This window comes from Desulfovibrio sp. GTC20076, assembly GCF_055385905.1.
Genome location: NZ_AP039366.1, coordinates 1,748,091 through 1,770,707, shown reverse-complemented (window position 1 = coordinate 1,770,707; position 22,617 = coordinate 1,748,091). Strand labels below are relative to the sequence as shown.

The 22,617-nt window shown below is 59.7% G+C and carries 28 protein-coding genes; 7 read left to right on the top strand and 21 right to left on the bottom strand.

Going from position 1 to position 22,617, the window contains the following annotated elements:
* The first annotated feature begins 30 nt into the window (after window positions 1-30).
* From ACZ495_RS07795 to ACZ495_RS07785, 3 genes are read left to right on the top strand one after another with little or no spacing between them, the layout of a single operon-like run.
* On the top strand, window positions 31-738 hold the full coding sequence (locus ACZ495_RS07795) for a bifunctional adenosylcobinamide kinase/adenosylcobinamide-phosphate guanylyltransferase (RefSeq protein ID WP_394026194.1): 708 nt from the start codon (window positions 31-33) through the stop codon (window positions 736-738).
* A complete protein-coding gene (locus ACZ495_RS07790; RefSeq protein WP_464262019.1) occupies window positions 732-1,409 on the top strand; it encodes a hypothetical protein in 678 nt (225 codons plus the stop codon). Before ACZ495_RS07795 ends, ACZ495_RS07790 begins: the two co-directional genes overlap by 7 nt.
* Before the next feature lie 17 nt (window positions 1,410-1,426).
* Window positions 1,427-1,870, top strand: a complete 444-nt coding sequence (locus ACZ495_RS07785; protein WP_464262018.1) for a hypothetical protein — start codon at window positions 1,427-1,429, stop codon at window positions 1,868-1,870.
* Between the two features lie 62 nt (window positions 1,871-1,932).
* Here ACZ495_RS07785 and ACZ495_RS07780 read toward each other — a convergent pair whose 3' ends face one another.
* The 21 genes from ACZ495_RS07780 to ACZ495_RS07680 form a co-directional block, all read right to left on the bottom strand.
* Complete coding sequence (locus tag ACZ495_RS07780) at window positions 1,933-2,265, bottom strand: hypothetical protein (RefSeq protein ID WP_464262017.1); 333 nt, start codon at window positions 2,263-2,265, stop codon at window positions 1,933-1,935.
* The gene (locus tag ACZ495_RS07775; protein ID WP_464262016.1) at window positions 2,265-2,495 is read right to left on the bottom strand and encodes a DUF4417 domain-containing protein; all 231 of its coding nucleotides are present in this window, start codon (window positions 2,493-2,495) and stop codon (window positions 2,265-2,267) included. Before ACZ495_RS07775 ends, ACZ495_RS07780 begins: the two co-directional genes overlap by 1 nt.
* A gap of 248 nt (window positions 2,496-2,743) precedes the next feature.
* On the bottom strand, window positions 2,744-3,319 hold the full coding sequence (locus tag ACZ495_RS07770) for a hypothetical protein (RefSeq protein ID WP_296985740.1): 576 nt from the start codon (window positions 3,317-3,319) through the stop codon (window positions 2,744-2,746).
* Window positions 3,319-3,777, bottom strand: a complete 459-nt coding sequence (locus ACZ495_RS07765; protein ID WP_072312514.1) for a GNAT family N-acetyltransferase — start codon at window positions 3,775-3,777, stop codon at window positions 3,319-3,321. Before ACZ495_RS07765 ends, ACZ495_RS07770 begins: the two co-directional genes overlap by 1 nt.
* Before the next feature lie 241 nt (window positions 3,778-4,018).
* The gene (locus ACZ495_RS07760) at window positions 4,019-6,088 is read right to left on the bottom strand and encodes a phage tail protein (protein WP_464262015.1); all 2,070 of its coding nucleotides are present in this window, start codon (window positions 6,086-6,088) and stop codon (window positions 4,019-4,021) included.
* A 2-nt stretch (window positions 6,089-6,090) separates the two neighbouring features.
* Window positions 6,091-6,447: a tail fiber assembly protein gene (locus ACZ495_RS07755; protein WP_012624343.1), complete on the bottom strand. Its 357-nt coding sequence runs from the start codon at window positions 6,445-6,447 to the stop codon at window positions 6,091-6,093.
* Between the two features lies 1 nt (window position 6,448).
* Window positions 6,449-8,023: a hypothetical protein gene (locus ACZ495_RS07750; RefSeq protein ID WP_464262014.1), complete on the bottom strand. Its 1,575-nt coding sequence runs from the start codon at window positions 8,021-8,023 to the stop codon at window positions 6,449-6,451.
* 111 nt (window positions 8,024-8,134) lie between these two features.
* A complete protein-coding gene (locus ACZ495_RS07745) occupies window positions 8,135-8,725 on the bottom strand; it encodes a phage connector family protein (protein ID WP_072312512.1) in 591 nt (196 codons plus the stop codon).
* 236 nt (window positions 8,726-8,961) lie between these two features.
* Entirely contained in the window at window positions 8,962-9,408 is a 447-nt protein-coding gene (locus ACZ495_RS07740; protein WP_296985729.1) for a hypothetical protein, read from the bottom strand.
* A gap of 129 nt (window positions 9,409-9,537) precedes the next feature.
* Window positions 9,538-10,527: a major capsid protein gene (locus ACZ495_RS07735; RefSeq protein WP_464262013.1), complete on the bottom strand. Its 990-nt coding sequence runs from the start codon at window positions 10,525-10,527 to the stop codon at window positions 9,538-9,540.
* A 136-nt stretch (window positions 10,528-10,663) separates the two neighbouring features.
* On the bottom strand, window positions 10,664-11,314 hold the full coding sequence (locus ACZ495_RS07730) for a hypothetical protein (RefSeq protein WP_464262012.1): 651 nt from the start codon (window positions 11,312-11,314) through the stop codon (window positions 10,664-10,666).
* Window positions 11,304-11,648, bottom strand: a complete 345-nt coding sequence (locus ACZ495_RS07725) for a Bbp19 family protein (RefSeq protein ID WP_407844709.1) — start codon at window positions 11,646-11,648, stop codon at window positions 11,304-11,306. Before ACZ495_RS07725 ends, ACZ495_RS07730 begins: the two co-directional genes overlap by 11 nt.
* Entirely contained in the window at window positions 11,648-13,522 is a 1,875-nt protein-coding gene (locus ACZ495_RS07720; RefSeq protein WP_150083006.1) for a portal protein, read from the bottom strand. Before ACZ495_RS07720 ends, ACZ495_RS07725 begins: the two co-directional genes overlap by 1 nt.
* 2 nt (window positions 13,523-13,524) lie before the next feature.
* The gene (locus ACZ495_RS07715) at window positions 13,525-14,391 is read right to left on the bottom strand and encodes a GNAT family N-acetyltransferase (RefSeq protein WP_012624351.1); all 867 of its coding nucleotides are present in this window, start codon (window positions 14,389-14,391) and stop codon (window positions 13,525-13,527) included.
* Window positions 14,375-15,760 (bottom strand): terminase large subunit domain-containing protein, encoded by a 1,386-nt coding sequence (locus tag ACZ495_RS07710; protein ID WP_394026178.1) that lies wholly within the window; start codon window positions 15,758-15,760, stop codon window positions 14,375-14,377. The genes ACZ495_RS07715 and ACZ495_RS07710 overlap by 17 nt, the downstream gene beginning before the upstream one ends.
* A gap of 173 nt (window positions 15,761-15,933) precedes the next feature.
* Window positions 15,934-16,311, bottom strand: a complete 378-nt coding sequence (locus tag ACZ495_RS07705) for a hypothetical protein (protein WP_296985716.1) — start codon at window positions 16,309-16,311, stop codon at window positions 15,934-15,936.
* Window positions 16,311-16,730 carry a DUF2730 family protein gene (locus ACZ495_RS07700; RefSeq protein ID WP_012624354.1) on the bottom strand — a complete coding sequence of 140 codons (420 nt, stop codon included), beginning with the start codon at window positions 16,728-16,730 and terminating at the stop codon, window positions 16,311-16,313. The genes ACZ495_RS07705 and ACZ495_RS07700 overlap by 1 nt, the downstream gene beginning before the upstream one ends.
* Before the next feature lie 172 nt (window positions 16,731-16,902).
* A complete protein-coding gene (locus ACZ495_RS07695) occupies window positions 16,903-17,214 on the bottom strand; it encodes a 3TM-type holin (protein WP_012624355.1) in 312 nt (103 codons plus the stop codon).
* On the bottom strand, window positions 17,214-17,897 hold the full coding sequence (locus tag ACZ495_RS07690) for a glycoside hydrolase family 108 protein (RefSeq protein WP_464262011.1): 684 nt from the start codon (window positions 17,895-17,897) through the stop codon (window positions 17,214-17,216). The genes ACZ495_RS07695 and ACZ495_RS07690 overlap by 1 nt, the downstream gene beginning before the upstream one ends.
* 232 nt (window positions 17,898-18,129) lie before the next feature.
* Complete coding sequence (locus ACZ495_RS07685) at window positions 18,130-18,783, bottom strand: Mor transcription activator family protein (protein ID WP_012624357.1); 654 nt, start codon at window positions 18,781-18,783, stop codon at window positions 18,130-18,132.
* On the bottom strand, window positions 18,770-19,033 hold the full coding sequence (locus ACZ495_RS07680; protein ID WP_464262010.1) for a hypothetical protein: 264 nt from the start codon (window positions 19,031-19,033) through the stop codon (window positions 18,770-18,772). Before ACZ495_RS07680 ends, ACZ495_RS07685 begins: the two co-directional genes overlap by 14 nt.
* Window positions 19,034-19,357: 324 nt before the next feature.
* On the opposite strand from ACZ495_RS07680, the gene ACZ495_RS07675 reads away from it, so the two are divergent.
* The 4 genes from ACZ495_RS07675 to ACZ495_RS07660 all read left to right on the top strand — a co-directional run bounded on the left by ACZ495_RS07675 (window position 19,358) and on the right by ACZ495_RS07660 (window position 22,614).
* Window positions 19,358-20,035 carry an XRE family transcriptional regulator gene (locus tag ACZ495_RS07675; RefSeq protein ID WP_012624359.1) on the top strand — a complete coding sequence of 226 codons (678 nt, stop codon included), beginning with the start codon at window positions 19,358-19,360 and terminating at the stop codon, window positions 20,033-20,035.
* A gap of 1,044 nt (window positions 20,036-21,079) precedes the next feature.
* Window positions 21,080-21,508 (top strand): NirD/YgiW/YdeI family stress tolerance protein, encoded by a 429-nt coding sequence (locus ACZ495_RS07670; RefSeq protein WP_464262009.1) that lies wholly within the window; start codon window positions 21,080-21,082, stop codon window positions 21,506-21,508.
* A gap of 265 nt (window positions 21,509-21,773) precedes the next feature.
* Window positions 21,774-22,157, top strand: a complete 384-nt coding sequence (locus tag ACZ495_RS07665) for a YgiW/YdeI family stress tolerance OB fold protein (RefSeq protein WP_464262008.1) — start codon at window positions 21,774-21,776, stop codon at window positions 22,155-22,157.
* 52 nt (window positions 22,158-22,209) lie between these two features.
* On the top strand, window positions 22,210-22,614 hold the full coding sequence (locus tag ACZ495_RS07660; protein ID WP_072312410.1) for a NirD/YgiW/YdeI family stress tolerance protein: 405 nt from the start codon (window positions 22,210-22,212) through the stop codon (window positions 22,612-22,614).
* Window positions 22,615-22,617: the final 3 nt, after the last annotated feature.

The following is a 22,617-nucleotide window of genomic DNA, read 5'->3' as shown; positions in this document are numbered from 1 at the left end:
GTGGGCGGCACGCGCAGCGGAAAAAGCGGCATGGCCCAGCGCTGGGCCGAGGCCGTGGCCCCGCAGCGGCTGTATCTTGCGACCTGCCGGGCGGAAGATGAAGAAATGAACCGGCGCGTGGCCCGGCATCAGGCCATGCGCGGGTCAGGCTGGCAGTGCCTTGAGGAACCGCTGGAGCTTGCGGGCGCTTTTGACCGCATTTTTGCGGATGTTGCGCAGGCGGGCGCGATGGTTACAGGTGTGCGTGGCGGCCTGCCCGTTTGTGTGTCCGCTGACATGCCTGCCGAAGTTGTGGGTAAAGTGCCTGGTCTTGGTCTGTCCGGCGTACAGCTTGGGATAAAGTCGGAAATGCAGTCCGGAATGCTGTCCGAAATGGAGCATGGCGCACGGCCTGAGCAGGAGGCTGCCCAGCAATCTGCTCCGAAGCCGGGCGTTCTCCTGCTGGACTGCATAAGTCTGTGGATTGCCAATCTGTTGGCCTGTGATCTGGGGCAGGAAGATATTTTATGCAAGGTGTCGGCCCTCGGCGAGCGGCTGGCAGCGCCTCCCCTGCCCGTGGCTGTGGTCAGCGCCGAAACGGGGCTGGGGCTTGTGCCCATGTCGCCTTTGGCGCGAACCTTCAATGACGTTCTAGGTCTGGCCAATCAGGAACTGGCGCGTGCCTGCCGTCATGTTGTTTTTGTCAGTTGCGGCCTGCCCCTGCCTCTCAAGGGGGGGCTGCCGGAGGAATTATGCTGAAATTTGCCCGTTTGGGCTGCGCGGTGGCACGAGCCGCCATTTTACCGTTACCTGTGACTTTTTTACTGCTGTTTCTTCTTGCCGGGTCTGCCATCGCAGCGGGTACGGCCTCCGGGGCGCGCCAGTGCGTAACGGATATCGGACTGGCCGTGGACAGGGCCGATGCCGCAGCCATTGAAAGACTTGTGGATGTGGATACGATTCTGGCCGCTGCCCTTGATATCTTTGTACAGCGGGCGCGGGATCCCAGGGTGGCGGAAGAACTGCCGCCCATGCTGGCTATTCTGTTTGCGCAGGCGGCACCCGGCGAGCAGGGCAATGCCACGGTACGCGCCGTGCTGCTCAGCGAATCCCGCGCTTTTGTCATGAACGGCATAAGCTCCGGGGCTTTTGCCGGGCGCAGGGTAGAAGGGCGAGCAGCCCAGGGCGTGCTTGCGCCGCTTTTTGCCGATGCTTCCACTGGCCGTAAGGAAGTGCGGCAGGTGGGCGAAGCCCGCGCCAAGAACGGCGACTGGCTGGTTCCATTTACGGTGTATGACCACGGCAATGGCGAAAATTATCGGGTGACCGGGCGTGTACGCTTTAATGACGGCAAAGCCCGTCTTGTGGCGGTGGAAAATCTGGACGCCCTCATGGGGCAGGTAGCCGACGAAAGCCGCAGTATGCAATAAACCAACCCGAGGTTTAGATGCGTATCTCTGTTGATAATCGCCACAGAATAGTGCTGTTGCTCTTTGTTATCGTTGACCATTTCATATGGCTATATGGCGGGCATTGGGAACAGGCGTCGTTTGCCTATGTGGTCCTGACGGAATGTATACGGATTTTTGTGGGCATTGCTCTTGTGGTAAGCTTTTTTTATAAGAAGATTTTGGAGTTTAGTGTCAATATCATATTGGCATATTGTGCGATCATGGCAATACTGAATTTTTCTGGGTGTACTACAGAAGGCATCTCAGCATCTTCAACCCCTGGTGCTATGCCTAATATCCTTTTTTTTAAAAAAGACCGCCTTGTTCCTATTGAACACGGTGTGCTGTCTGTAGTCTTTTATTTGTATTTTTTATTATGCGCCTATTTTTTTTCAGGGAAATATATCAATCGGACATTTCTTACAAAAAGCCGACAATAGCCTTGTGAAGGCTATTGTCGGCTTTTGACAGGGTTGTTTTATCTTGTTTTGAAAAGTCGATATTAATTTTTGGAAGCGTTTATTTCTTTGATGAGTATAGCACCATTTTTTATTAAAAAAGTTTGTAAATCAGGATGATCTGCAAAGGCATTTCCCATTTTTTCCGCCCTTGGCTTGAGAGCCTTTTGCAGCATCTCAATTTTTTTGTTTTTTTCCGGATGCCCATAGGGGTAAGACCACCACGGGCGCAAGACGTCAAGTATACCGCCGGAGGGGCCGCCAGCGTCTGTGACCGTGTTTTGGGCGGCCGCAACCAGCGTACCTTTGGCAAAAGCCTCTGACGCGCGCCAGCCGTCTGTTCCGGCAAAGAATCCAGCACCTCTGCCTCCACCCATTACGCAGCCTCCTTACGAACAGAAAATGCGTAATATGGCAGTTCAATGGGTTCCGGCCCGTTATTTCGATAGGGTTTAAAAATATCATCCGGCATCCGGCTGTAGTTGACGATGGTTTGCGGCCGGAGCGTTTCAATCATAACGGCCAGGCCCTGTTTGAAATAGTCTCTGTCCTGCTTGCTGCGCAGCACTCCACTGGTGCTGACTGCCACGGTTCCTCCTTGAAGCAAAGAGGTTTTGTTTTTTGCAGTAAAAATTCTGAGCAATCTCCGTTTGGGAGTCCTGTTTCAGGCCGGGAGACTTTCTGCAAGAGACTGAAACAAAATAAGAGTTTTTGGGGGTGGGGGTGTGGGGGAGGAGACCCTTTTTCAAAAGGGTCCCTCCCCCACAAAGCATTTCAACTCTCACTCCTTTTAAAAAATTCCTCCCCCACAACGCATCTCAGACACTCACTTGTGTGCACTCTCCCCACAATACTTCAGGGCAGCAGCGGCCCGCGCGTGCCGAGGGTGTAGAAATTCCGGCCCATGCGGTTGGCCCCATTGAGCAGGGTGGTGGTCAGGCCGAGATAGTCTGTCTGGGCGTGATTGTTGAGATTCTCTGCATTCAGCATGGCTCCCGCGGACTGGTTGCGCAGGTTCCAGGCGCGCAGTTGCTGGCCGTAGGCCGCGTCCGCGCCCTGCTGTTCCTGCGACATGGCATCAAGTTCGCCTTTTTCCGCCGTATCCATGATCTGGTCCAGTTGGCTTCCGGCGTCTGCCTGCGCGCCCGAGGCAGAAGCCTGCGCCCGCTGGCTGCCGATGATGCGGGCAGCCTCCTGCCGTTTTTTGACCGCAGATTCATACCCGGCCTGTTTTTCGCGCCGGGCGGCCTCATCGGCCAGTTCGGCACTTTGCCCGGCCTGACGCGCGTTGCGTTCTGCCAGTTTGGACTGGTATTCGGCCTGCTGTCGGCGGCTTTCTGCCTGCTGGATGGAACTGACCGTACCCACTGCGGCCCCGGCCAGGGCCATGGCCGCGGTAATGGCGGCGGCTGTGCCGCTTGCTATGGCCATCAGCGTATCTCCTTGTGCCAGACGGTTTCGGTATGGTGCGCGCCCAGGCGCCGGTACAGGGCATCACAGGGGCGCGAGGCGGGCGAGCTGTACTGCACAAGGCCCGCGCCGCGTTGCCTGAGCGCTGTTTCGGCATGGCGCAGCAGGCGCAGGGCCGTGAAGCCGCCACGTGCCTGCGGGGCCAGATACAGGCCGTCCAGTGCGGCCAGAAGCGTTTGCGGACGGTGCGGACAGGGAACAAGGGTAAAGGCCGCATAGCCAGCCAGAGTACCGTTTGGTGTGCGCGCGGCGCTGACGTGCAGCATGTTCAGTGTTTCCAGATGTCGGTAGCGCTCTGTGTCAAGCCGATAGTCGGCCTGGCCGTGCAGGGGGGCTTCCACCTCGTTCCAGTGCGCGGCGGTGAGGGGCCGGGCCTCGGATTCCAGTTCTGTAAAGGATTCGGTGGCAAATGCCAGCATGGTGTTCTCCTTTGTGACTCAAGCAAGACGCCGCAAACTGCCTGGACACTGTCCAGAGCATTGCCACGTTGAAACAGTGTTCTGCCTGTAAAACGCTGCTTTCTGGCCCCCGCCTCAGATCGGAAGAACTCCTGTGACAGGTTGAAACAGGAGTAAAGATTTTAGGGGGTGGGGGTGTGGGGGAGGTGACCCTTTTGCAAAAGTGTCCCTCCCCCACAAAGCATTTCAAAATTACTCTATTTCAGGAAAAGTTTACCTCCAGCACCAGAGACAGCAGCCTGAAGGGCAGGGGCCTGTCCTGCACCAGCCACAAACTGCCGGAAGTCTCCCACGAGCCGCCGGGCGCAAACGACACTTCGCCGGAATAGGGAAGAACAGCCTGGCCCCAGTGATCCGGCAAAAAAGGCAGATCATACAGTTCATGCCTGTCCGGGCCGTACTTGCCGCCCACGCTCCGGTACAGGCGCGCCGTGCACATGCCGTAGGCGCGCTGGCGGCCAAGGCTTGTGCCGTACTGGCTGTCGTGCTCCACAGGCAGGCATGAAAGAGCCGAGGCGTAAGGCAGGCCCGCCTGTACCACGCTTGCCGCATAGGGCAGGTTTATGCGGCCCTGATGCACCACGCAGCCTTCCACAGGGCTGCCGTCTGCCAGCACGGCCAGTTCGCAGCCTTCAAGATGATCCAGACCCTCCAGGGTCAGGGCGGGGGCGGGAAGCCGGAACGTCAGGCCGCAGTCCGCAAAGTACGCTTCTTCCACAGGTTCGTGGTCTTGCCACTGATCCGCCAGACGCTCCAGAAAGATGCGCGGCTGCCCGTCAATGCGGCGTTCCGTCACCAGCATGAGGGTGTCGCCTTTTTCGCCGGAAATGGCCGCTGCCGAAAGTACCCTGCCTTGCGTGATCTGACGCGACCAGCCCCAGATATCGTGCTCTTTCATATAGGTGAAGGCCAGCAGCAGGCCGTCGTCACGCACGCACCAGATGGTAGATCCCGGCGTCTGCTGGTAGGCCCACTGAAGGATGGTATGCCCCTCAAAAAGGTGCGGGGCCATGATGGAAAGGTCGTTGCCCGCGTAACCGTCCTTTTCCAGTGAGTAGAAAAGGTCGCGCACGCGGGAGCCGTGACGCTGCACATGCAGGATGGAGTTGCCGATAATGATGGGCGCAAGGCCCGCGCTGCCCCAGTAGCTCTGGGCCGTGATGCTGATATTGCCTGCGGTTATGGACGCGCCATCGCCGCCTGAGGCCTTGTATTCACTGCCCGACGTGCCGATGAGCAGGTCGCCGAAGCTGGCTGCCCAGGTGACGGCATCGATGGAGCCGGAGGCAATGAGGTATTCCACAGGGTCGTCATCCTGCAATGGTCTTGATTTACGGAAGTTTTCAAAATCTCCCACGCGCGACATGTAAAATGCCTGTGGATTTTTGGGAGTGGCGGCCAGAACCATACGCTGCTGATGAAAGGCCACAATGCCGGGATAGTTGCCATCGGCGAACGGGTCCCAGTCTTCCTTGGGCGTATCCGCTGTATCGGCCTGATAGTTCTGGTCATTGAAGTTCAGGCCGCCGGATACGCCGATAAAGCCGAAGTAGCCTGCTTCTTCCCTGTAGATATTGTATTCCACGGCTCCTTCCACTGCGGCCCAGCTTATGGCTGCGCTGTTGCCCTGCACCCAGTCGGACGGGTGGCGGCCATTGGCGCACTGCCCGGCGGGTGAAGGAAGAGACTCACGCCCGGCGGCATCCACGGCAGCAACCTTGTAGCGCAGGGTATAGCTGCCCGCGCTGCCGGAAAATGTCACCGAAGGTAACTCGGGCGCAGCAAGGGATGCGTTGAGCGCCACTTTTTCAAGGCTCCAGGCATAGGCCGCCTCTTCAAATTGCGTCCGGTTTTCCGGCGCATCGCGCCGTACCACCTTGTGCAGAGGGTGGTTGCTGTGAGCCAGGTACACGGTATCGCCCACCTGGGCGTAGGAAATGTCCTGTAATTCACCGGGGGCATATGGCGTTTCAATCACAGGAATATTTTCAAGACCCTGTTCGCCCGCGATGTGCAGGCAGTGACTGCCGAAAACAAGCACAAAATTCTGACTGGTCAGGGCATTGAAACTGAAAGGGATGAGAACGGAATGTCCGTCCAGATTCGCCACAAAACGTGTGCCGGGGCGCCGGGCCGTGTCACCGTGCAGGCCGGGCAGCATGTTTTCCATGCAGGACAGGCAGTTGCGGTAACGGGCCAGATCATAGCGCGCAGACAGGGTGGGCGCTATTTCGCCGCCGGTAAAGTTGTTGCAGGCAATGCGTATGGGCATGATCATACCTCCGGCATATGCGGCCACGGCGTCAGTTCGCCGCCACCGTCAAAAGGCGCGCCTTCCTGCGCGGGCAGATCACGTAAAAACTGGCGGTAGGCTTTGATAGTCACAAGCTCTTCCGGGCTGATGGGGTAGTCCGCCAGCAGGTATTTGTCAGTGGCGACAAGGCGGGCGTCGCGCTCTGTGCGCAAGCGGGCTGCCCTGGCCGCCGTACTGTTGTATTCTGCAAGGCGGGCGGCTTCGGCTGCGGCTTCTTCAGCAGCGCGGGCGCGTTCCCATTCTTCGGCAGAAACATGGCCTTCAGGCTGCTCATCCCATATCTCGGCGTTGCCTGCAGGGGAATAAAATGTGGGCATATTAACCTCCAAGGTTCAGGGTTACGATGACGACGCCTTGCGTGCCGGATACGCCGCCTGATGGAGAAGTGCGTCTGCCGCTGGAATAGCCGCCGCCGGGACCGCCATTTCCTCCGTGGCCGTACTGACCGTGCGTGGAGCGGCCGCCTGCACCTCCGGATCCGCCAGTTATGGAGGGGGTTTCATTGTTGTCCCAACTGCCCCTGCCACCGGAACCGGCTCCGCTTCCGTATGATGTTCCGCCCCCTCCGCCATTTGGGATTCCACTGCCTCGGGAACCACTGCCCCCGTTGCCGCCACGTCCTCCTCCCCGGGCAACCGCATGCGAGCCAAACGAGGAATTTCCACCAGGGCCACCAACTATCACAGGCACACTTTCGCCCTTTGCCAGGGTGACATCCCTGACCAGCGTTTCTCCTGCGCCTCCACCTCCGCCACCGCCGCCGGAATAGGCTGTATAGGACCAATATGCATCATTCACATATTCAGACCAGTCATACGCTGTCCCGCCACTGCCACCGCTTCCTCCGCCGCCCACAACAGTCACACGGTACGTGGCGGCCTCGGGGGCAACAAAGTCCCGTGAAGAGGTGATGGTTGTCGTGCCCTTCAGCCCCAGCAGCTTGTCATACATGGCTTTGGCCCCCGCTGGGGAAAGGCCGATGCCCTCACTGGCAGAGGCTGTTTCTTCAAAGTCATCCGTCAGCCTGACATGCCCGAAAAACTGGAAGTTACCCCGACCGTACTTCTCACCGTTTTCCGAGGCATGCCCCCCAAGGGAGACGGTTCCCGGATTTGGCTGTGCCTGCGCATCCTCGCCGGAAGAAGCCCCGGCTATTTCCAGACCTTCGCCGATGATCACCGTTCCGGCAGAGGCGGTTGTGGCAAGACTGATTTTCGGCGGGGGTGGTACGGAGATGGTTCCATCGTCCTCCACGGCAATGCCTTCACCAATCTTGACCATGCCGAATTTTTCCTGCGTTGCCGGCCCGATATTGGCAAGGTTTTGCGCCCGGTCGGCTTCTGTTTTGGCGCGGTCGGCCTGACTGAAGGCACGGGCAGCGTTTTCTGCGGCAGCGGCGGCGCTCTGCCCGGCGGTGTTCATAGCTGCCTGGGCGGCATTGCGGGCAGCCTGGCTGTGGTCGCGGGCGGCAAAAATGTTTTGCACCACATCCTGCGGGGTCTCGGAACTGGTGGCGGGAAGAATGACGGAACGCCGTATCATCTCAAGGGTCTGCTGGCGTTCTGCCGTGGCCTGATCCAGGGCATCTTCAATAACCTGCGGATCAAAGCGCGAGGCGGACACAAGATTGACTTCCTGCGTGAACGGCATGTTGCGGGTTATGGCCAGCTTCCAGCCGTTGGGCAGGGGGGCATTCTGGTGCAGGTAGGTAATTTCGCCTCCGGCAGCACCGAGGTCTGCTGTCCAGCCGGCAGCTTCGGATGTGACTCCTTCCGGCGAGGTCAGGGTGACCACAAGCTGCGAGGCGGTCCAGACCCGAAAAAAGAACGGAAAGCTCGTGGCCGCATTGTTGCCTTCATATACGGCGCGGCTGGGACTGTAGGGCATGGTCATCCGGGTATCCTCATTTTCAGGGTATTTTGTGTCGGAAATACCTGTTGGGAGCGGCGCAGCCAGCTTGCTGCAAGACTGGGCCGGTACATGGCTGTGCAGGTTCCCGCCGTTTCAGCGCACGGCAAGCCAGGCGTCTTCCGCGGGCTTTTCACTGCGTTCGGAAGCGGCGGCCCCTCTGGCCGGCGGCAGACTGGCTGCGTAAAGCTGTTCCAGTTCCGCAGCCTTTTGCCCGCTGCCCTTGAGCAGCGGTACAGAGACAAGGGCGGCAAGCTTGCGCGCCAGCATGTGGGCGAAAAGGTCATCAAACAGGCGGCTGTTGCGCACATCCTCGGTATACAGAACCAGTGCGCGCGAGGCGTTGGTCACCAGCAGGGAGCTGTCGCCCGCAGGACTCATGGCCAGGCAGAACGGTCGTGGTGAAAGGCCTTCGTGGCGGACCTCGTGAACCTTGAGGCAGTTTTCGGGCAGGGCGTAAGCAAAGCGGTATTCCGGCGCATAGCCCTGAGGCAGGGCCTGAAGCGCCAGCCATGCCCGGCGCTGGGCAAAACTCCAGGGAAAGTCGCGCAAGACCTGACGCCGGGCAGAATCCCAGTACAGGCTGCATTGTAGGGCCTCCGGTGTGCTTTCGCGCTCGGAAGCCACGCTGCGCGCGCCCAGAAAGCCGAGGGCGCGGTTCCACACGTCTATCTGGCTGATAGTCATGAAATCTCCTGGGGTGAATGTTCAGGGGATGAATGTTCAGATGGAAGGATATGCTGCGGCCTTTCCGGAGCATTGCGCTCCGGAAAGGCCGTTTGGAAAGGCAGGTGACCGTGCATCTGTGCTGTTGCACGGGAGTTATGCCCTACAGCCGTCGGGCCGGGGCCGCGTCATGTGGCAGGTACGCTGCCGGCAGGATGCCGCGTTGGCGCATTTCAGCTTTTCAAGGGCACAATGTGCTAGCGGCCTGCCATAAGGGCGGCTTCGTAAGGCAGGTCTTCTTCGCGTGTCAGGGCTGCGAAAATGCGCCCCTGGCTTGCGTTCTTGCCGCTCACTACCGTGAGGCCAAGGGTCAGGCGCAGCCAGCTTTTACGCACTCCCTGGGGCAAAAAACGGTGATAGGGGCGCGCCCCGGCGGCCAGTGCAGGATTTTCAGCCGAATGGGATACGGTGACGGAGGCTCCGGGTACGGCGGTCCAGGGGCCGCCGGCGCTGTCGGACTCTTCAAGCCCGATGGCGATGCCCTGCACCTCATCGGGGCTGAAGCTTTCGGTCACGGACAGGCGCAAGGGCATGGGTTCCATGCGGCCCGGAAGCCTGAGGGCGTTGAGGGCCACAGCAGGACCAGTGGTGTCGGCGGTAAGGGAGCCTTCAAAAAGGATGGAGTTGCGGTCAATAATAGCCATGTGCGCTCCTTGTGGAAGGATGGTTATGCTCTCGGTAGCAAATGTTCGGCCCGGCGCTGACAGGGCAGACACGCCTTACCCGGTGGGACGCCGGGGCTTTTCGGCAGCCCCGGGTCTGCAGTAAGGTGTTTACACCACGCTTTCGTTGCCCAGCACGGCATCGCACTGGCGCACAGGGCGGCCGTGCAACACGGGAACGGCTTTGGCATCAAAGAATTCGTCATACTGCAGTTGCACGTTGCCCGCATCGGAGTTCTGCAACTCAAGGGCGGTGAGTACATCGGCATTGGCGTACCACACGGCTTTTTGGCGCAGATGCTGGGGCATGCGGTTCTTGGCCTCGATGGTCAGCTTTTGCAGGTCGATGAATCCGCTCTGCCCCTTGCGCTTGCCAAGGGCTGCCAGGGGCAGGTTGGCAACGCGCACCACAGCGCGCCAGTCGCGCACGGCAAGACCGCAGCGCCAGTTGTATTTGTCGCCCACGACCTGATATTTGCGCCCGTCGGGGTCCTGGGCCATATAGGTACTGAGGTCTTCGTGAGAAAGTCCGCCGGTGCTGTCCTTGGGATAAATGCCATGTACGGCCTGCGCTCCCCACGATACAAGCCACAAGGAGGTGCAGCCCCCTTCTTCGCGGCCGCCCGCATCCATCACGTTTTTGGCGTCCTGCGCGGGATAGCGCATGGCCAGGCCGTTGAATTCGTCAGGATTGATATTGCTGTTGCCGTAAAAAAGTGTGGCGGCCACTTTCTGGCGCATGGCTTCGGCAAAGGCCACGCCCTCGCTCATGCGAAAGACCCTGTCGCGGCTGCCGTAGAGGCGCAGCTCTTCCACGTCCAGCTCCATGATGGCCTCGAGGATGCCGCAGCCTTCCTTGACCTGCCCCCACTGTGACTTGGACGGCGGTGTACCCTGATAGAGCCTGCGCCAGTAAACCTCGGGCAGGCCGGTGCGGATGCGGGTAAGATGTCCGTCGCTCTGGTTGGACTCCATCCAGAGCACGTCATCCATGATGTCATTGGTCTTGTTCATCAGTTCGATGATTTGTCCCGCCTTGTCGCCACGATAAAACTGTTCCATTTCCGCCAGGGAAACCACAAGACCCATAGAGTTGGACATAGTCGCCTCGTATGTAGAAAGGTGAATGTGCGGGATGAAAAAACGTGCCGGAAGCTATCCGGGCAATTCGCTGCGTGCCGTTTTCACGGCAGGCAACTGTCTGGGCACGGTTGCAGGGATACGCGGCAGGCCGCCTTTATTTTCTGGAAGACCAGCCTGCGTACATGCGTTCTTCGAGCGGGGGCATACCTCCGCCGGGTTCACCGCGCACCAGGCTGTCTTCCATAAGGGCATCAGCCACGCGGTTGAAAAAGCGCAGCACCTCGGGATGGTTGCCGTAACCGCTTTCTTCCAGCAGGCGGCCGATGTGCTTACCCTGATCAAAGCGGTCAAGGGCAAGCTGGGCGCGCGCCACGCTGGCGGCCATGTTGCCGCCACCCATGTGAGGGTCCTGAGCCACTTCCTGTCGCCACTGGCTGACCTGCCCCTGCCACTGCTCGCGCCGTGCGGCCTCGTGTTGCAGCAGACGCTGTTCCAACTGCAGTTCCGCATCTGCCTGCCCGGGCTGTTGCCCTGTTTGCCCGGTGTGCGAAGTGCCGGGCTGCGTCGTCGTGACGCCGGGGCTATAGCTGCCTGCGGAGGCGCGGGCAGGGGGTTGCGCATTTACCTCGGCGAGGTTGCCGTGGCCGTGGGCAGACCCCAGATATGAGGGCGCTTGCGGCATGCCGGAAGCAGCGGTCGTGCCGGAGGCAGATTTATGCCTGTCGGCTGTGCCGGGAGCACCGGATGAACCCGATACGCTCGGTGTACCGGCTGTGCCGGGCGCGTTGAAAAATTCAGAATGCATCTTCGTCCTCCCTGATCTGAAAAAGTTGCGGCAAATTTTGCGGGTCGGCGCACTGCACAAGCCGCAGCAGGGTCATGCCCACATAGCGGCGGCCTTCAGCAAAGCAGAGGCGTGCGGTATCATGCGCGGACGTCTGCGTTCCGTCCTGCGTAGCCAGGTTCTGGGCACTGAAGCACTGACAGTTGTGCATGAGCCAGCGCAGGAAAAAACGTCCCTGTTTTTGGGCCATAAGGCCGTTGATGACGGCGTGCAGATGCGCTTGCGCCTCTCCGGCGCGTTGCTGTGCCGTGTTTGAGCGTGCCTGCGCCTGTTCATACGGCGCAAAAATGTCCATCAGGCTGTCTCCCGCGTTTGGGGTCCGGGCACATTGGGGGCAACGCCCTGCATGCCGCTGTGGCCGTCACCGGGTGTTTCACGCGGCATTGCTTCTGCGTCCGCTTTTCCGGTCATACGGCCAATGAGGTCCGCAAGGCCGTCCAGTACGCTGATCTGGCGACCGTCCGGTCCGGAAAGAGGGCTTTTTGCCAGTTGCTGCACCAGATCCACCCCCTGTTTCAGGCTGTCGGCCAGGGCTGCGCCGCGCGCGGCCTCGGCCCTGGCGGCCCGCATCTGCTCCCGTTCTTCAGGGGGGCGTGTGAGGCTTATGGGCAGGCCGAGGCTGTCGGCATAGTTATCAAGCAGATGATCCACGTTGAGGGTGTCCAGAGCTTCGGGCCATGCGGTGGAAGCCCTCAGGGTCAGTGCCAGATACTGGTCAGCCGCACTGACGCCCACCAGCTTCTGCGCCTGGGCCAGCAGAGAGACAAATTCCACCTTGAGGCGGCGGCCGGACAGTTCCGGCGGGCAGGGCGGCAGCATGTCCAGCTCGCGCATGCATTCGAATGTGCGGTCCATAAGCGGAATAAAAAGCTCATCGTGCAGGCGTTCGAGCACAGGGCCGATGAGCACCAGTTTTTCTTCTTCCCGTGCGGCGATTTCGCTGGCCGTCACTCCACTGCGGCCTTCAAGGATGAGTTTGAAAAGATCATTGTAGAGGCCGGAACGGATCTGGTTCTGTACCGACTCCATGGCCCGCCGTGCCGTGGACAGATCCGGGTTGACCTGAAGCAGCGGCGTGGCTGCCTGCGGGCTTTGCCCCGGGGCGCTGTCCACATAGTTGATGCCGCCGGGGGTGAGGTCCAGCCCCACGGAGCGCAGGCCCGCAGAGACGCTCATGGGCGGGTCCACGGCTTTGTGGATGGCCTTGAGCGTGGTGATGCCCATCTGTTGCAGCATGCGGCAGTCGGGCAGGGCGTCCATGGCGGGCGAACGCCCGTACACGTCATTGCCCGCCACATCCCAGCGAGGCCCGAAACCAGGAAAATGCCTGAAACCGGACTCGCGCAGGGCATGTTCGCCGCCGTCCCGCCCTTCCAGCCAGTAGACCGAGGCCACAGGCATATGACTGGCCGTGAGTATGCCGTGTATACGGTCATCACGCGGGTAAACTGCCTGAATGACATTGCGCCTTTCATCCGCATTGCGACGGACAGCCTCGCGCAGGGATTCGGGCAGGGCAGCCGGGCCGAAGGTTTGCACGATCTGGCGCAGGCTCATGCTCGAACGGCGAAAAACCGTGTCCACCCTTCGCCCGGCATCGCAGTCCAGCACATATTCCCCGGCGCAGAGCGGCATGAAGCGGAAACCGTCGCGCGGATCTGCCAGTTCAAAAACAAAGGCGGTGCCGAAGGTTGCCAGTTCCGCATAAAGCGTGTGCATGGCGTTGTAGAAGTTGCAGCGGTGAAAGACAGAGCGCATGCGCGCCGCAACCTCGTCCAGCCATGCCTGGCCGGGGCGGCTGCGGGCCAGGTCCGCATCATCCAGGCCAAGGCGAAACCAGGGCCGGGCCGGACTGGTAAGGCCGCCCTGAAGTCCGGCCGCCAGGGTGCGCATGGCAAGAATACCTGTGGCATCCACAAGGCCGCTGTTGAGCATGGGGCCTTCCTCTGCGCCGCCTCCCTGTGGCCGCAGGCGGCAGCGTGTGGGCAAAAAATGGTCGGCAAGGCTTTGCCAGGCCGTGTCCCAGGGCATGCGGCGGCGCAAAAGGGCCTGATAGCGGCGGGCCAGCACGGGAATGTCGGCCCTCATGCCGTTGCCTGTATCACCTGTGTGATCAGCCGGAGCGCGCGCCGGCTGTTTTCCGGCATGGCAGGGTGTTGATATGGTCATGATCACTGCCCCAGCAATGTCTTGCGCGCATCTTCCGCGCGATTGAGAGGACTTGTATGCACGGCCCCGTTAATGCCCGCGGCCTTGGCCGCCTTGTCTTTCTGGGCCTGCCGCGCGGCAGTGGCGGCCTCGGTAACGGGTTTTTGCACCTCCTGTTTGGGCGCGGGGGGAACTTCGGGGATACTGGGGGCGCTGTAACCTCCTCCAAAACCCATGGCAGCCTCCTTGGCTATGGCTATACTGTTTGTGAGCGTGGACGGTGTGCAGAGCACAAGCACCCCGTCCACATGACGTTTTTTGCGGGCGTGCCAGCAGGCTTGCGGCAGATGCCCCATAATCTGAAACCCGCAGGTTTCGGCCAGACGCCATGCGTGACGGTTGGGCGCGGGGCACAGGCCCACGATGGCGGCGCAGTCCAGATGGGCAAAGGCCCAGGCTAGGCAGCCGTGCGCCAGCGGAACGGCAAAGGGGGCACCCGCGCGAAAGGTGGTAAAATCAAATTCCCACACCTTGCCGCGCCGCGGCGTGAACAGGGCGCAGCCCAGCATGTCCTTCATGCGTGGGGCAGTGCCAAAGGCGGGGTCCCGCGACAGGACAAAAACCTTGTCCCAGAACGATATGGAGGTGTTTTCACCCGTAGGGGGACCGCATTTTTTTTGAAAAGGCGTTTTTTCTGTTGCAGCCTGTGCATAGCAGCGGAGCAGAAGCCCCTGATGGGGATTGGTGATGCGCCGCCAGTCTTCATGCGTGGGCGCAGGCAGGGCGCTCATGGCACAGCCCAACAGGCCCTCGGCCTGCATGCGGTTGAAGATGGCATCCTGCTCGGATCGGGCGCCCGGGCCGCGCAACGGCTCATAGCGAAAACGCATCTGTGCCTCCAAAGACGTTATAGTGTGTTCTGGCCTTGCGTTTTCCGGCGGCAGGGTCCTGGGGCGGGCGAAAACCCGTGGCCGCATAGCGCAGGGCATCGGCCGCATGGCTGGCCCAGTCGTGCAGGGGGCCGGATCCCGCTGTCTGCTGCCCGGCGCGCCATTGCCGCCTGTAGGAGCGCAGGGCCTTGACCCCGGCAGTGCAGAAATCGGCGTCAAACCAGCAGCGGGGCAGGTGGCGGCGCACTGCGTCAATGCCGTCCGCCAGGCTCAGGGCCGGGGCAAGAGTAAAGCGTATGCCCAGTTGCGCCGCGCTTTCCCACCGGCTCTGGCCCGTACCCAATTCACGCACGCGGATGTCGTGCGGGGCGATATGCAGGCCGTAGGAAAAGCCGCGGCCCGTGAAATTCCGGTTCATCAGTTCATTTTGTCCGTCCTGTTGGGCGGGGATGTCTTCCAGCGCCTGCTGGCCTGCTGGCCGCGCCTTGCGGGCCAGCACATGGGCATAGTGGGCCAGCCCTTCGCCCGAGGCCTCGTAATAGTCCACAAAGCGCCATTGGCCTGACGGCTCCACCTGGAAGAACCAGATGGCTGTCGCATCATCCATTCCCAGGTCCCAGGCTGTGTGAACGGGAAGTTCCGGCGCGTGGGGGACCGTGCGTATGCGTCCCTCGCGGTCGGCGGCGTCCAGTAGGGGCGCGTAATAGGAACCGCGCACTGCGGCGGCAAAAGAGCACTCAAATTCCTGAAGATACTCGGCTTCATCCATAGCACGTCGCGCTGCCGCCAACTCCTGCGCGGGCAGGTAGCCTGTCTGTGAAGCGGGAAAGCGAAAGCGTGACCACAGCCCACTGCTGTCTGCCCCGGCCTGTTCCCATGCATCGTAAAGGAGGTTGTCCGTCCCCTGGGGCGTACCGCAGAAGAGCGCTCGCCCCTGGCGATCGGCCAGCATGGGCCGGAATATCTGTGTCCAGACCTGGCGCGGCATATCGGCCGGTTCATCCAGAACAAGGTCGTCCAGATACAGGCCGCGCAGGGCCTGCGCATTTTCCGTACCCAGCAGGCGTATGCGCGCGCCGGTGGGCAGAATGCAGGCCAGCTCGCTTTCCAGAAAACGCGTGCCCGGAACAGCCCCGGCAAAACGCTTGCAATAGTCCCACGCCACGGCTTTGGCCTGTCCCAGAAAGGGGGCGGCATATGCCGCCCGCCAGTCTTCCCGGCCTGAAACAAGGGCCTGGCGGATAAGGTCGTTTACCGCGGCCACTGTTTTGCCGAAACGCCTGTGGCAGAGCAGCACGCAGAAGCGGGTGCGCTCTTCATGAAAGCGCCACTGCAAAGGCCGGGGGATGTATGGGATGACGTGGAGCATGGCTTCCTTGCGCTTGTTCGTTTATGGCTGCGGCACATGCCTGGAGTGCGTTTTCAGACTGTGAAACCATGTCTGTTTTTGCAGGTGATGACGGGTTCTGTTGTGCACTACTGTTTTTCAGGCTGTGCCTGTCTGCCCAGCGGCAACTGGGGTATCACGGACGTATCCCGGGGCTAGCCCGGTTTTGCTTCCGCTTTTGTGTTTCGGGTGTTCCGGACTCTCCGGTCGGCGCGTCCGGAAGTGCTGGGGGCTGTGCGTGCGGCGAATTCCGCCAACGGGCCGGAACCACTGGATGACCCGCATGAGCCGCCGGGCATCTGCGGGCCACCCCACACCACCATAAGCTGTTGCGGCTGGTCCGGCGCTTCCGCCTCGCGCAATGAACGTAAAATGGTGTGCAATTCTTTTATTTCTTTGACGATATCTATACTTTTTTCGGAAATGTCCGCTTCGTTGAGGGTGCGTGTGAGCAGATCCAGCCGCTGCTCGAGGCTGTCGAGCAGATGGCGGCTTTTCCTGTTTTTCGTGGCGCGTTTTCCGGCGGCGGGCATCAGTGCTTTTCTCCACTGACGGCAGCGCTGTTTCTGCGTAAAAGCGCACCGTGACTTACAGGAGGGAGCAGGTGCAGGCGGTCTTCCTGTCGTTCAAGACCGTGTTCCAGTCGTTCAAGCAGACGGTCAAGGCCGGATATGCGGGCACTGAGGGCCTGTATTTCGCCACGCAAGGTGGAAAGTTCGCCATGCAGTCCGGCCAGGTCACCGTTGCCGGGCATGAGGCGCAGGCTTTCTTCCAGGGCGCAGATGCGGCGGGCTGTGGCGGCTTCGCGCCGCGTATCACGCTGCATATGCAGCAGGTAATCGTCCTGCCGTACAAAGGCGCGGCGCAGGCTCCAGAGCGCCCAGGCAAACAGGCCCTGGACTATGAGCACCAGCAGGGATGCGCCGGAAGAGGAAAAAATATCCACTGTCATGATGTTCTCCATATGCGCGGTGCTTGATGCGCGTGTTGCAGGGTTCGATGTATTTGCCGGAGGCAGAATCTGGCTGCCGTGCTGCCGCCAGCGTTGTTCGGCGGTCTGCCAGTCCGGCTGCCCGGCAGGGTTGCCGGACAAGCTGTGCAGCAGGCGCGGCCCGGGGTCGTGATCAGAAGCCAAGTCCCAGCATGCCCAAAAGCAGTGCCATGATCTGGTCCAGTGCAGAGGGCGGCAGGTTTTCACCCCACCGGGCGAAAAAAAGCGGCACAATGACCATACGGCCCACAACCTCCCAGCAGAAAAGCAGTGCCAGAACCCAGCCCAGAAATGACCTCCACAGGCGCATGAGGCTGGCCGGAGCGCCGGAAACCTCGGCCTCGTTGATACGGCTCTGGGCTTCATTCTGCCTGTTACGGTCAGGTATGATCCGGCCAACCATGCCGCCAACGCCACCAAGCAGCTTGCCGATCAGGCTCCACATCAGTTTTCCTCCCTTTCAAGCTCGCCCAGGTACTGACCAAGCGCCTTGACCCGGTTGCGCCAGCCATTCAGAAAAACCTGCATGGAAGGACGTCTGGCCGCCAGGTCACGGTAAAAGGCGTCGCGCAGGCGCAGTATCTGGCGTGCCGCGTACCACTGCTGCCCGCTCTGCTCCAGCGCCTCGGCCAGTTGCGCGGTGCGGGGCCCCATGATGCCGTCTTCGGCAATGGGTGCGTAGCGGTCCAGTTCGGATTCTCCCACGGTGTTCATGGCCCGCTGCATCTGGCGCACGGCCCGCGCGGGACCCATATTCACCGCACCGTCATAAAGCGTCACAGCCAGGGGCAGGGGCAAGCCATTGCAGGCGAGCTTGTTCCAGAAGTGTTTTTTAAACAGGGCCGCAGCCTGGGCCTTGGTGCAGGCGCGGATGTCATCGGCGTCCACATCGCCATCCATATCCATATCCAGGCTGTAATAGCCGCATTTGCTGGTTCGCATCGCATTGCAGCCGTCACAGCTGCGGGCTTGCCGCTGGCAGTCTTCACGGGCCTGACGGGCCAGGTCCTGCACCCAGCGCAGGGAAACGCCGTGATTGGTCAGACCACCGGGGTCAGAGGGATGGTCGGTAAGGCCTCCTTCCCAGCGGGCGGTAAATTCGTGAGCTTTCTGAAAAAAATTTGACATGGTCTGCTCCCGCATGTGTTGTGGGTTTGTGGACTTGGCCGCCACAACGGCGGCGTGGGTACACCATGTCAAAAAGGGCGGTTGCGGTAAGACTGAACCGGTTCAGTACTGCTATCTGCTTGTCCGGCGCGGGCCAAAGGCGGCAAAGAGCCTTGCCTGCTACAGTTATGAATAAAAAAAGCCCGCAACTACGCGGGCTTATATATTTTACTACCTGTGCTGTTTGGTATTTTTATCTTATATTACAGGTTGTTGTGCATGTTTTTGCGTGCATGTCCATGCGTTGCAGGTGATGAAGCAGATGCCCCTGCGCTGGAGCGGATGCGGTTTTTTTAAGAATTTTCCATATCTGGCGGTCAGACAGGCCATGCTTTCGGGCCAGGTTTGCCACTGTGGCAGTGCTGCTGATGCCGCGCGTTGTTTCGCGTGTAAATGATTCGATAATCTCCCGTTGGCGCAGTCTTGTCAGCACCCCGGCACAACTGGGTACATATAGTGGCGTGCCGCCGAAAGCCGCCACAAGCTTGACCGTGCAGCGTGTACCCAGGCGCCGGCGCAGTGGGTGATGCCGTTGCGCCGGCAGGCTTGAGGGGACGCGCAGGCTTTGTCCGCCGTAGGCCTGCAGGATGCGCCACAGGTCTTCCATACGTCCCTTTTCATGTCCCCCCAGGGCATGCCATATCTGCCGGACGTTTTCCGGCAGGTGCTCCAGTAACTGGCGCCACTGCCGCTCCTTCCCGGCCTTTTGCATGGCCTGCCCCCACGACTGGCGCTCGCTGGAAGACGAAGGCCGCCGGGCCGCGCTGTCGCGGGGCCTTGCGGCGCTGGCGGCAGGCCGGGAGCACGCCGCGGCCTTTGCTTTGCTGGCGGGACTACTGGCGTACATAGCGGACCTCGCCGGTTTGCGCGGCGAACCGGGCGAGTCGGCCGGGATCTGAAGAATCACGTGCACTCTGACCTGCGCCTGACGGCGGCATGTGCGGTAAACAGCGCGCGGGAAGATCCATGCAGAGTGCGAGCAGGCGCAGATGATCGCCCACCAGGCGTAAAACAGGTCTTTGGGCGGGATGGGCGTTGTTTTGCAGAATATCCAGCACAGCGCTCAGGTTATGAAAGTTGTCTTGAAGATCGGACATGCTATGCTCCCTGAAATATAGATGTGAAATATACGGGGCGTATTTGGGATTTATAACTTTTTGTTTTATGAATCAAGCTTAAAGTTTATAATAAAAGAAAAGATTTAATTAATTGATTTATAATAATTTTATTCTTTACATAATACATATCTGTTTTTATTTTTTGAGTGTGTTTTCTATTTCATTCTTGTATTTATAAAGAAAATATTGATTCTTGAAAAGAAAAAAGGTAGTTTTCTGGTAGGCAGAGTGAAACTGCCCTGATCGGGGGCTGTTTTAAAAGAAAAGTTTTAACATGCTGAAACCGCATGTGATGGAAATTCTATGAAAACATTCTCCCAGGCTGGATTGACCAAGGCTTTTGCGCAGCGCCTTCGCCAGCGCCGCGAAGAACTTGGCATGCACAAGCAGGATATGGCCGCCAGGGTGGGGGTGAGCCTTACCACCATTCAGAAATATGAAAACGGGCAGATGCCGAAGGGTGAATACGCTGTGCGTCTGGCAGACACGCTGGACTGCTCGCTGGACTGGCTGCTTGCCGGCAAGGGCGCGGCAGACGGCAGCGGGCAAAACTGCGGAGAGGCCAGACTGGTGATGGTTCCCATGGTGGAGGCGCGTCTTTCTGCGGGAACCGGCAGCTTTGAAACCGGCGGTGATGTGCTGCGTCACTATGCCTTTCGCTGGGATTTTTTGCGCCGCAAGGGCAATCCGTCGCAGATGGTGCTGTTGCGGGTATCTGGCGACAGCATGCAGCCGCGCATCATGCACAATGACGTTGTGCTGATAGACCAGACTCAGCGTGATCCCGTGCCGGGGCGCATATACGCTGTGGGTGTGGAGGACATGGTGTATCTCAAGGTGGTCAATGCCATGCCGGGCAGGCTTATCCTGACAAGCTTCAATCCGGACTACGCGCCCATTGAGGCGGATACGGGCGAGCAACTGGCCGATCTTGTGCGGGTTATCGGACGTGCCGTGTGGGTTGGACGGGAACTAGACTAGGTTACCCTTGCCTTTCGATGTATAAGCGCCAGAGTGCAGCCGATTGTGTGGCAAGGTTTTTTATTCCAGCAGATCCCCCATGACCCGGCATGGAAAAACATTCCTTTCACAGCAGTTCTCTTTCTTGTTCTGACGTCATGCCCTTGCCCGGAGCAGTGCTGTTTCAGTGTGGCTCCGGCGGCTGCGTGAGTCACGTCCGCCACAAAGGCACAAGCCGTTTTACGCCGCTGCTCCGGCCTGTGAGTGAATGCAGTGTCCGCGCATCTACGTTGCCGCGCGCCCTAAAAGCGTTGGGGATGTGATCCTCAAGGGTAAAAATGCCCTGGAAAACGGCTTGAGGGGGCGGCAGCAATGCCTGCGGGTACATGCCGGGCCGGTCTGCAACAAAAAAGGCCGGAACTCCAAGGGTTCTGGCCTGTCAGTGCGCGTACACGGGCAAGTCGTTTTTGGCGCCACCTTTATGCCCGGTGTATGTGGCAGCCATCTGGGCGGAGGGTGCTGTTGCCCGGCAGATCCTTTCCGGCGTGGGCATTGGGGAGGGCTTTCTGTCGTTTCTTTGTATAGAAAAAGCTATTTGTAGCGGCCCACAAAAGATTACCGGCGGATGGGTTGTTGGTCCGCCCATGCGCTGGGATCAAAGTTCGTTTGCGCAGGCCAGGTTGCGGTTCCAAGCACGGATAGCCGCGCCTTGAGAAACTGACCATTGCTGCGATGTCTGCCCACAGGAGCAGACTACCCGCCAGACTTCCTGCCGCCTGCCTGGCGGCAACATGGACTCCAGATGAACATTGGTTCCGCCGCAGGCCAGGCAGGGGCGGATCGTATGCGGATCAAGCTCTTTCATGCGCGGCAATATAGCAGCTTTGATTCATGTTCACAAGAAGAGGCTTTGTTTCATATTTTTTCTGCGGCAGCGTCCTGCCTGCGCGAATTCGGCGGTTCGTGTTTTTTTGTTCCTAACGCTTCGCTGACGTGCGTGGGTGCAGGTTTTATCTGCGGTCGCACATGCGTTCCGCGCACCCGGTAAATTTTTTGGAGGATTATATGCGCTATCTGCTTATTATGGTTATGGCTATGGCTTTGACTGTTCCCGTTCATGCTGCTGACAAAACCGTATCCGGCGAGGGCGCTCAGGCCGTCACCGCGCCTGCGCCGCAAAAGGGCAAACCCCGGCACGAAAAAGTTCAGGGGATGACAAATCTTCATGAGGTGGATACCGTTGCAAAAGCGCTGAAAGCCCCTGACAAAAGCCCTGTCATGATTGTGGGCCGAATTGTGGAAAAGGTGGACAGCAAGAAAAACCGCTTTATTGTGGATGACGGTACGGGCCGTATGGCTGTATCCATCGGCCAGAAAACCCTCAAGGGAATAACGCTTACCCCCGACATGAAGGTGCGCCTTGTGGGCAAGGTCAGAGCAAAGGACGGCAAGGAGCCTGTGGCGGGCGTCAAGGCCCTGCACGTTCTCAACTAGTATCAATAGGACCCGGAACAGTTACCGCCTGAAATGGTTGCCTGGCGGTGAATCGGCGCTGCAGTTCTGGTCCGTAATTTCCTTTGGCGTAACGGTCAAAGCAGGTTTGCCCTGCAACCGCTGAAGATTCGGGCATGCTGCTTATGGCTGACGGAGCCGGTATGCGCCCTGCGGTCCGTTTTTTACCCCGCAGGGCATGTCGGCCGCTTCCGGCCCGTTGTCGGCAGCGGCTGTAAAATAAACACTGATCCATAAGGAGGCTGCCATGCGCGTAGTGCTTTCATTACTGTTGTTGGGCCTTCTGGCCCTGCCGGCTTACGCCGCTTTTCAGGGACCCGGTTCGGACGCTTCCGGCGGCTTCAAAGGGCCGACGGTGGGAGTTGAGGTTACGACCGTCAAGCAGGCGCTGGACAGCAAGGACAATACCCCTGTCATGCTTACCGGTCATATCACGGGTCGCAAGGCCGGCAGTGGCGACAAATATATTTTCAGGGATGCCACTGGTGAAATGACGGTGGATATAGACAAAAAAATCTTTTCCGGCCATACCGTCACACCCGAAAACACCGTGCGCCTTTCCGGCAAGGTGGATAAGGATATGCTGAAGCCGGTCAAGGTTGATGTCAAGGTGCTGGAAGTCCTGAACTGATTGCAGTGGGCGGCCGGGCACAAGCCCGGCCGCCCGGCAGTGGAGAACGGTTATGCGTGTACTGGCAGTGCTGCTGGCTCTGACTCTTGGGCTTTCCTGGGTTTTTTCGCCGGGCGCCCGTGTGGCGGCTGCGGGCTTTGAAGGTCCCGGTGTGGCATCCACAATTACCCGCGCGGCGGATGTGCTGGGCGCGCAAGATGATGCCCCCTGTGTGCTTGAGGGGCATATTCTGGAAAAACTGCCCCGCCGTAAAAATCGCTATCTGTTTGAAGATAAGAGCGGCAGAGTAGTGGTGGAGATAAGGAATGAGGTGTTCGGCCATCTTACCGTAACCCCGCGCGACAAGGTGCGCCTGCTCGGTCATGTGGACTGGAACCGCAAGCGCCCCAATGAGGTAGAGGTGGACGGTCTGGCCATTATCGGCATCATTGACGTGCGGGACACGCCCGAGCGCTGAGGC

Bases quoted from the DNA above. Each gene is read 5' to 3' on its own strand.
- ACZ495_RS07795 (WP_394026194.1), top strand. From the start codon at position 31: ATGGCCCAGCGCTGGGCCGAGGCCGTGGCCCCGCAGCGGCTGTATCTT.
- ACZ495_RS07790 (WP_464262019.1), top strand. From the start codon at position 732: ATGCTGAAATTTGCCCGTTTGGGCTGCGCGGTGGCACGAGCCGCCATT.
- ACZ495_RS07785 (WP_464262018.1), top strand. From the start codon at position 1,427: ATGCGTATCTCTGTTGATAATCGCCACAGAATAGTGCTGTTGCTCTTT.
- ACZ495_RS07780 (WP_464262017.1), bottom strand. From the start codon at position 2,265: ATGGGTGGAGGCAGAGGTGCTGGATTCTTTGCCGGAACAGACGGCTGG.
- ACZ495_RS07770 (WP_296985740.1), bottom strand. From the start codon at position 3,319: ATGGCCATAGCAAGCGGCACAGCCGCCGCCATTACCGCGGCCATGGCC.
- ACZ495_RS07765 (WP_072312514.1), bottom strand. From the start codon at position 3,777: ATGCTGGCATTTGCCACCGAATCCTTTACAGAACTGGAATCCGAGGCC.
- ACZ495_RS07760 (WP_464262015.1), bottom strand. From the start codon at position 6,088: ATGCCCATACGCATTGCCTGCAACAACTTTACCGGCGGCGAAATAGCG.
- ACZ495_RS07755 (WP_012624343.1), bottom strand. From the start codon at position 6,447: ATGCCCACATTTTATTCCCCTGCAGGCAACGCCGAGATATGGGATGAG.
- ACZ495_RS07750 (WP_464262014.1), bottom strand. From the start codon at position 8,023: ATGACCATGCCCTACAGTCCCAGCCGCGCCGTATATGAAGGCAACAAT.
- ACZ495_RS07745 (WP_072312512.1), bottom strand. From the start codon at position 8,725: ATGACTATCAGCCAGATAGACGTGTGGAACCGCGCCCTCGGCTTTCTG.
- ACZ495_RS07740 (WP_296985729.1), bottom strand. From the start codon at position 9,408: ATGGCTATTATTGACCGCAACTCCATCCTTTTTGAAGGCTCCCTTACC.
- ACZ495_RS07735 (WP_464262013.1), bottom strand. From the start codon at position 10,527: ATGTCCAACTCTATGGGTCTTGTGGTTTCCCTGGCGGAAATGGAACAG.
- ACZ495_RS07730 (WP_464262012.1), bottom strand. From the start codon at position 11,314: ATGCATTCTGAATTTTTCAACGCGCCCGGCACAGCCGGTACACCGAGC.
- ACZ495_RS07725 (WP_407844709.1), bottom strand. From the start codon at position 11,648: ATGGACATTTTTGCGCCGTATGAACAGGCGCAGGCACGCTCAAACACG.
- ACZ495_RS07720 (WP_150083006.1), bottom strand. From the start codon at position 13,522: ATGACCATATCAACACCCTGCCATGCCGGAAAACAGCCGGCGCGCGCT.
- ACZ495_RS07715 (WP_012624351.1), bottom strand. From the start codon at position 14,391: ATGCGTTTTCGCTATGAGCCGTTGCGCGGCCCGGGCGCCCGATCCGAG.
- ACZ495_RS07710 (WP_394026178.1), bottom strand. From the start codon at position 15,760: ATGCTCCACGTCATCCCATACATCCCCCGGCCTTTGCAGTGGCGCTTT.
- ACZ495_RS07705 (WP_296985716.1), bottom strand. From the start codon at position 16,311: ATGCCCGCCGCCGGAAAACGCGCCACGAAAAACAGGAAAAGCCGCCAT.
- ACZ495_RS07700 (WP_012624354.1), bottom strand. From the start codon at position 16,730: ATGACAGTGGATATTTTTTCCTCTTCCGGCGCATCCCTGCTGGTGCTC.
- ACZ495_RS07695 (WP_012624355.1), bottom strand. From the start codon at position 17,214: ATGTGGAGCCTGATCGGCAAGCTGCTTGGTGGCGTTGGCGGCATGGTT.
- ACZ495_RS07690 (WP_464262011.1), bottom strand. From the start codon at position 17,897: ATGTCAAATTTTTTTCAGAAAGCTCACGAATTTACCGCCCGCTGGGAA.
- ACZ495_RS07685 (WP_012624357.1), bottom strand. From the start codon at position 18,783: ATGTACGCCAGTAGTCCCGCCAGCAAAGCAAAGGCCGCGGCGTGCTCC.
- ACZ495_RS07680 (WP_464262010.1), bottom strand. From the start codon at position 19,033: ATGTCCGATCTTCAAGACAACTTTCATAACCTGAGCGCTGTGCTGGAT.
- ACZ495_RS07675 (WP_012624359.1), top strand. From the start codon at position 19,358: ATGAAAACATTCTCCCAGGCTGGATTGACCAAGGCTTTTGCGCAGCGC.
- ACZ495_RS07670 (WP_464262009.1), top strand. From the start codon at position 21,080: ATGCGCTATCTGCTTATTATGGTTATGGCTATGGCTTTGACTGTTCCC.
- ACZ495_RS07665 (WP_464262008.1), top strand. From the start codon at position 21,774: ATGCGCGTAGTGCTTTCATTACTGTTGTTGGGCCTTCTGGCCCTGCCG.
- ACZ495_RS07660 (WP_072312410.1), top strand. From the start codon at position 22,210: ATGCGTGTACTGGCAGTGCTGCTGGCTCTGACTCTTGGGCTTTCCTGG.